The organism is Moraxella sp. (assembly GCF_024227015.1).
Lineage (GTDB): Bacteria > Pseudomonadota > Gammaproteobacteria > Pseudomonadales > Moraxellaceae > Moraxella.
Genome location: NZ_JAAELD010000163.1, coordinates 1 through 6,187, shown reverse-complemented (window position 1 = coordinate 6,187; position 6,187 = coordinate 1). Strand labels below are relative to the sequence as shown.

The window sequence follows — 6,187 nt, the reverse complement described above, 5'->3', positions numbered from 1 at the left end:
TCTAAATTATATCGAAAAATATAATATGAATTTGCAAAAATATGACTATTTTGTTAAGGTTTTCTTGCTTATTTTTAACTTTTTGCGATGAGTATTGGATAATTTTAATACAGATTTTTGCGCAATGAATATACAAGGAGAAAAATAATGAGTGAAAAAGAGCCTAGACTGCCCAAGCAGCAAGACAGGGCGCGGGCAGATAGACAGATGATGGCGGATGGATTGGATATTCAGCGGTTTTTGGTTTTTCCAAAGGTAAGCCGCCCTGTATTTATTGTATCGATGCTATTGATTGTCTTATTTATTGTATTCGGTACGCTGTTTACTGAGCTTGCTGGGCAGATATTTGGTGATTTGCAGGCATTTATTACCGAGCGCTTTGGGTTCATGTTTATTATTTTGATGAACGCGGCGCTCGTTTTTTGTGCGTATGTGGCGCTTAGTCGATATGGTGACATTCGCCTTGGCCAGCAGACCGAGATGCCTGAGTATAGCTTCGGCTCGTGGATTGGCATGCTGTTCTCGGCGGGTATCGGTATTGGACTTCTGTACTGGGGTACGGCTGAGCCTTTGTATCATTTCGTGCAGCCGCCGACCGCAGAGCCTAGCACGATTGAGAGCGCCAAAGAAGCGATGCAGGTGTCATTCTTGCATTGGGGGCTGCATGCGTGGGCGGTGTATGCGGTGGTTGCGCTATCGCTTGCGTATTTTCATTATCGCCGTGGTCTGCCATTGTCAATACGCTCTGTGCTCTTTCCAATCATCGGTAAGAACATCTATGGCAAATGGGGTCATGCGGTGGACATCTTGGCGGTGTTTGGTACGATGTTTGGTGTGGTGACGTCGCTGGGTCTTGGGGTGATGCAGCTTGAGACAGGGCTTGGGCTGTTATTCGGTATTGAGCCAAGTTTGGTGTTTAAGATTGCGTTGATTGCAGCGATCACGGCTTGTGCTGCGTTCTCTGTGATGGCGGGTCTGGATAAAGGCGTAAAGCGTCTCAGTGACATCACCATCATCGGCACGATCATCATGCTTATCTTTATGATGATCGCAGGACCGACGCAGTTTATTTTGGACAGTTTTGTTGAGAATATCGGTAACTATGCTGGCAATCTCATCACGCTTGGGCTTTGGAATGAAGCTTTCCTAGACACCAATTGGCAGGCATCATGGACGATCTTTTATTGGGCTTGGTGGGTGAGTTGGTCACCATTTGTGGGGATTTTTATCGCTCGCATCAGTCGTGGCCGTACGATTCGTGAGTTTGTCTTTGGGGTGCTGTTTGTGCCGATGCTGCTATTGTTCTTATGGTTTACGACCTTTGGCGGCGTGGCGATCAGCATGGAGCTCTCAGGTGACTACGGCCTATCAACAGCGGTGCTGGCTGATACAGGCAGCGCGATTTTTAAATTCATTGAATACTATCCATTCACCCAAGGTCTGGTGGTGGTGATATTGATGATGATCGTTCTGTGGTTCGTTACCAGTGCTGACAGTGCAAGCTTGGTCGTTGATATGTTGACGGCAGGCGGTAATACCAACCCGCCAAAGATTCAGCGATTATTCTGGGTGACTTCTGAAGGTATCATCGCGGCGATTTTGTTGGCGGCAGGGGGTTTATCTGCCCTACAAGCAGCTGCGATCGTTGCAGGTTTGCCGTTTGCTTTGGTGATTTTTGTGATGATGTATTGTCTGATTCGCGGGCTTGGTCGTGACCGATTGACCTTGTATCGTAACACACAATGGTACATCACCGAGGAGTCAGCCGAGCATAATAGTGCCAATGAAATGGTGGATGAGCATCTATTGCCAACCCATCCGCCTTCAAAAGTAGATAATGACTGAACTGATAAAATGCCCACCTAAGTGTGGGTATTTTTTATGGTGAAAATTGATGAGTGATTGCTGGTTTTGTGTTATTCTTTGGGTTTGTGATTATGACTTAATAAATAAGGAAATCGTGTGATTAAGGCGCATAAAATAAATATCTTCATGGTGTTTGCGGTTATTTTCTTGGCGATGAGTCTGTATTTTTTGACTCGAGTGTGGCTCATGATGTTCGGCGCGATATTGGTGGCGGTTCTGCTGCTTGGTCTGTCGGATTATCTTAAACGCGCCCCAAAGATAGGTAAATTCATGCGCAAACTTCCTCATGCCTTGTCGGTGGGGTTGGTGGCGCTGATGCTCTTATTGGCCGTAGCAGGATTCTTGGCGATGTTCGGCTCAGATCTGGTGAATCAGTTTGAGGATCTTAAAAACATGACCCCCAAAGCCATGCAGAGCATCAACAATTACCTTAAAGGTTATCCTGTCATTTATGATTGGGTTGCCCAAAGCAAGTGGATGCAAGAGTTCATCGCTGATCCAGCAGCATTCTTATCACAGTACACTGGCGATGTGCTGGGCGTTGTGCCCGTGATGGTGTCAGGTTTATTTGGCGGAATTGGCACGTTTTTGATTATTTTGGTGGTGGGGCTGTTCTTAGCGCTAACACCAGATGTCTATACCAAGAGCTTCGTGACGTTGGTGCCAAAACAGCACCGAGATAAGGCAAGATACCTTCTAAAAAGCAGCTATCAAGCACTGCGCCGCTGGCTTATTGGTCAGTTTGCGGTGATGGCTTTTGTGGGTGTGGCGACGGTGATTGCGCTGTGGCTGATGGGCATTCCGTTTGCGTTGGCGCTTGGGGTAATTGCCTTTGTGCTTGATTTTGTGCCGGTGCTTGGACCATGGTTGTCCGCGGTGCCGATTCTACTTGTGACGCTGATTGTCGCGCCTGATATGCTGCTTTGGGCGCTTTTGATGATCGTCGTGGTGCAGCAACTTGAGAGTTATGTCGTCGCACCTGCGGTGCAGCAGCGACTGATTGATTTGCCGCCTGTGGCACTGCTGCTGTCGCAGATCATCATGGGGTCGCTGACTGGTATTCTTGGGGTGGCGTTGGCGATGCCATTGATGGTTGCGCTGATCGTCTGGGTGCAGATTCTATATGTTAAATTTACCCTAAAAGACTACAGCATTAAAATCATGGGACAAAACGAAGAAGATCTCAAGCACGATCCTTATTACACACCTAAGGAGGATCAGCAGTTGTCATCATTAAAGGATGACTGATTAGGTGAACGTTGAGTAGGGCGGTTATTGGATGCTAAAACAGCTCAGAAGAATTTAGCCTAATTACCAACCAATAATAAAAACGCAAGCGAATGTCTTGCGTTTTTTATTTAATGTATTCGGTATTAGCTAATCAAAGTCCTGCCCATTTTTCTTTGTCTTTGAACATGCATTCATCAAACACCACGCACGCACCGCATTTGGGGCTGCGCGCCATGCAGGTATAGCGACCATGCAGGATGAGATAGTGGTGGGCATCGACTAGGAATTGGGTGGGGATGCGGCTCATTAGTGCTTTTTCGACCGCTAGGACGGTTTTGCCAGTGGCAAGTCCTGTGCGGTTGCCCACTCGAAAAATATGCGTATCCACTGCCATCACAGGCTCACCAAAGGCGGTATTTAGCACGACATTGGCCGTCTTACGACCGACGCCCGCTAAGGCTTCAAGCTCTGCTCTGGTGCGTGGCACTTGCCCATCATGCTTATCTAGTAGGTCCTGACAGGTCTTGATGACATTGACCGCCTTGGAGTTATAAAGCCCGATTGAGTTGATGTAGCTTTTTAGTCCATCGACGCCCAGATCTAAGATTGCCTTGGGTGTGTTGGCTACCTTGAACAGCTTATCGGTGGCGATGTTTACGCTCTTATCGGTGGCTTGGGCGGACAACATGACCGCGATGAGCAGCTCAAAATCCGATGAATAATTCAGCTCAGTCACGGGCTCTTTAATGTGTTCCGACAGTTTTTCAAAAAAAGCTTCGCGTTTCGGCGCTGACATCGGACGAGATGGTGGTGTGTCAGCGGTCTTGGCAGTGGCGAGCTTACTGGTTTTGGGTTTTTTGGCGGTCTTGGTGTTTTGGATTTTAATGATGGAATCTGTAGAAGTCATGGCTGTTTGGCGGTCGAATAAGTCGAATAATAAAAACAATAAATGGCTAGACAATCAAAAGACGATATTATAGCATGAAATCTTAATACGAATTAAGGCGGTGCTAACATGATTTATCTGCATCATGCGCCACTGACGCGCATTCTAAGCTCAGTCCCTAGACGCTTGTCTTTAGATGACAGAAAGGCCATCAGAAGCTATCGACATGAGTTATTAAGTCAATTTTGCAAGCTTAATGACGCGCCTGTGCCTGCATATGGCAGGGATGAATTGGGTAAGCCAAACTGTATTAATGTCCCAAATCTGTCATTCAACCACAGTCAATGTCCCTCCGATTATGCGCTGGCTTATAGTCTTGATGTGCTGAACGTCGGTGTGGACATTGAGCATACTAGTAGGGTGTTGAACTTTGAGCCGCTGGCCAGACGTTTTTATCATCCTGATGAGATGGCAAGATGGCAACACAGTGGAGACATCGCGGAGTGGTTTCGTATTTGGACGATTAAGGAAGCCGTGCTCAAGGCGTGTGGGCTTGGTATGCGTATGACGCTGAGCGAATTAAACGCGCAATTCATCAATGATCATCAGGGCGTGGTCAGCCATGAGCGAATCGGTGCGTATCGTTTCGAGTGTGTGCAGGTCGATGGCGCAATGATTACGATGGCATACCCAAGCGAATATGGCACGCAGGATTGGCAATGGGCTTAAAAGTTTGCTATTTTTAATATTTATAAAAAATTATTATAATAAAAATAACCAATGTGTTTTATGGGCAAACATTGCTAAAATAATGCGTTTTTATTAATTTAGATGTGCGTTATGAACAAAAATACACTAATCATCGGCTTTATGCTCTTTGCCTTTTTCTTTGGCTCGGGCAATTTGATTTTTCCACCCAAATTGGGCTTTGAAAGTGGGCAATTTTTTATCCCTGCCATTTTGGGTTTTATCTTGACGGGCGTGGGCTTGCCATTGGTGGGCTTGATGATTGGCTCAAAATATGATGGTGGTTATCAGTCCGCCCTTGCCAAGATTCATCCTTGGTTTTCGGTGGCGTTGCTGTCGGCGATTTATTTGACCATTGCTCCGTTTTTTGTCATTCCACGCACAGGGGCGGTGGCGTATGAGATGGCAGTTGTACCGTTTTTGGATACGCCAAGTTGGGTGAATTTACTCATTTTCACCGTAATTTATTATGCCATATCGCTGTGGCTGTCCATCAGTCCAAACAAACTTGTTGACCGTATCGGCTCGGTGCTAACGCCTGTTTTGCTTGTTACGGTGCTGGCTCTGATTGTCATGTCTTTTGTCAAATTGGGCGGTAATCCTGCCAGCGTTGCCACAGACGGTTATCAAGGTAAGGCGTTTTTTGTGGGCTTTTTGGAAGGGTATAACACCATGGACATGATTGCGTCCGTGGCGTTTTCGGTGATTGTGATGAGTGCCATTAGCCAAAAACTTGGCGAGCGTGCCAATCTGTTTGTCGAGACCACCAAGGCGGGGCTGATTGCTACATCTGCGTTGGCACTCATTTATCTGTCGCTTGGGTGGATTGGCAACCATTTGCCCCTATCGGCAGATGAGCTAACGCAAGTGGCGGACAAAGGGCAAAACATCGGCACGTTTATTTTGAACAAATCGGCGGTGCTGGGCTTTGGTTCGGCAGGTGGCGTGGTGCTTGGACTGATTGCGTCTTTGGCGTGTCTGACGACCACGGTGGGGCTGACGGTGTCGGCTTCTGAATATTTTCATGAGACGTTCCCCAAGATTGGCGGAGTAAATTTATCTTATAAAACTTATGTCATTATCTTTACGCTTATCGGCTTTGTACTTGCCAATCAGGGGTTAAGTGCGGTCATTAGCAAGTCCATTCCTGTCCTGCTTGTGCTATATCCGATTACCATGACGGCGATGATTTTGCTCGGGCTAAATATCATCAAACCTTTACCTGTCCTTGCCAAGCGAGTAAGCCTTGGCTTGGTAACGGTTGTGTCGGTGCTGTCGGTGGCAGGCGTGAATTTGCCCTTAAAAGACTATTCAATAGAATGGTTGCCTTTTGCTGTTACAGGTTTGATTATAGGGCTTGTTTTTGATAAAGTGATGAAAAAATAAGTCAACCAAAACAAAAACGCCCAAAGTGGATTTTGGGTGTTTTTTGGCTAAAAATACCACAATAAAAATACC

The 6,187-nt window shown here is 46.5% G+C and carries 5 protein-coding genes; 4 read left to right on the top strand and 1 reads right to left on the bottom strand.

The window, feature by feature from the left end:
• Positions 1 to 147: 147 nt before the first annotated feature.
• Positions 148 to 1,845 carry a BCCT family transporter gene (locus GY683_RS03840; protein ID WP_297287491.1) on the top strand — a complete coding sequence of 566 codons (1,698 nt, stop codon included), beginning with the start codon at positions 148 to 150 and terminating at the stop codon, positions 1,843 to 1,845.
• 117 nt (positions 1,846 to 1,962) lie between these two features.
• Complete coding sequence (locus GY683_RS03835; protein ID WP_297287490.1) at positions 1,963 to 3,114, top strand: AI-2E family transporter; 1,152 nt, start codon at positions 1,963 to 1,965, stop codon at positions 3,112 to 3,114.
• A 133-nt stretch (positions 3,115 to 3,247) separates the two neighbouring features.
• Here GY683_RS03835 and nth read toward each other — a convergent pair whose 3' ends face one another.
• Positions 3,248 to 3,892 carry an endonuclease III gene (gene nth, locus GY683_RS03830; protein ID WP_297287492.1) on the bottom strand — a complete coding sequence of 215 codons (645 nt, stop codon included), beginning with the start codon at positions 3,890 to 3,892 and terminating at the stop codon, positions 3,248 to 3,250.
• A 219-nt stretch (positions 3,893 to 4,111) separates the two neighbouring features.
• Between nth and GY683_RS03825 the strand changes: the two genes are divergently transcribed.
• On the top strand, positions 4,112 to 4,711 hold the full coding sequence (locus tag GY683_RS03825) for a 4'-phosphopantetheinyl transferase superfamily protein (RefSeq protein ID WP_297287489.1): 600 nt from the start codon (positions 4,112 to 4,114) through the stop codon (positions 4,709 to 4,711).
• Between the two features lie 111 nt (positions 4,712 to 4,822).
• Positions 4,823 to 6,115, top strand: coding sequence for a branched-chain amino acid transport system II carrier protein (brnQ, locus tag GY683_RS03820; protein ID WP_297287488.1), 1,293 nt, complete (start codon positions 4,823 to 4,825; stop codon positions 6,113 to 6,115).
• Positions 6,116 to 6,187 lie beyond the last annotated feature (72 nt).

Excerpts from the sequence above, each read along its gene's own strand:
- brnQ (WP_297287488.1), top strand. The coding sequence starts at position 4,823 with ATGAACAAAAATACACTAATCATCGGCTTTATGCTCTTTGCCTTTTTC.
- nth (WP_297287492.1), bottom strand. The coding sequence starts at position 3,892 with ATGTCAGCGCCGAAACGCGAAGCTTTTTTTGAAAAACTGTCGGAACAC.
- GY683_RS03825 (WP_297287489.1), top strand. The coding sequence starts at position 4,112 with ATGATTTATCTGCATCATGCGCCACTGACGCGCATTCTAAGCTCAGTC.
- GY683_RS03840 (WP_297287491.1), top strand. The coding sequence starts at position 148 with ATGAGTGAAAAAGAGCCTAGACTGCCCAAGCAGCAAGACAGGGCGCGG.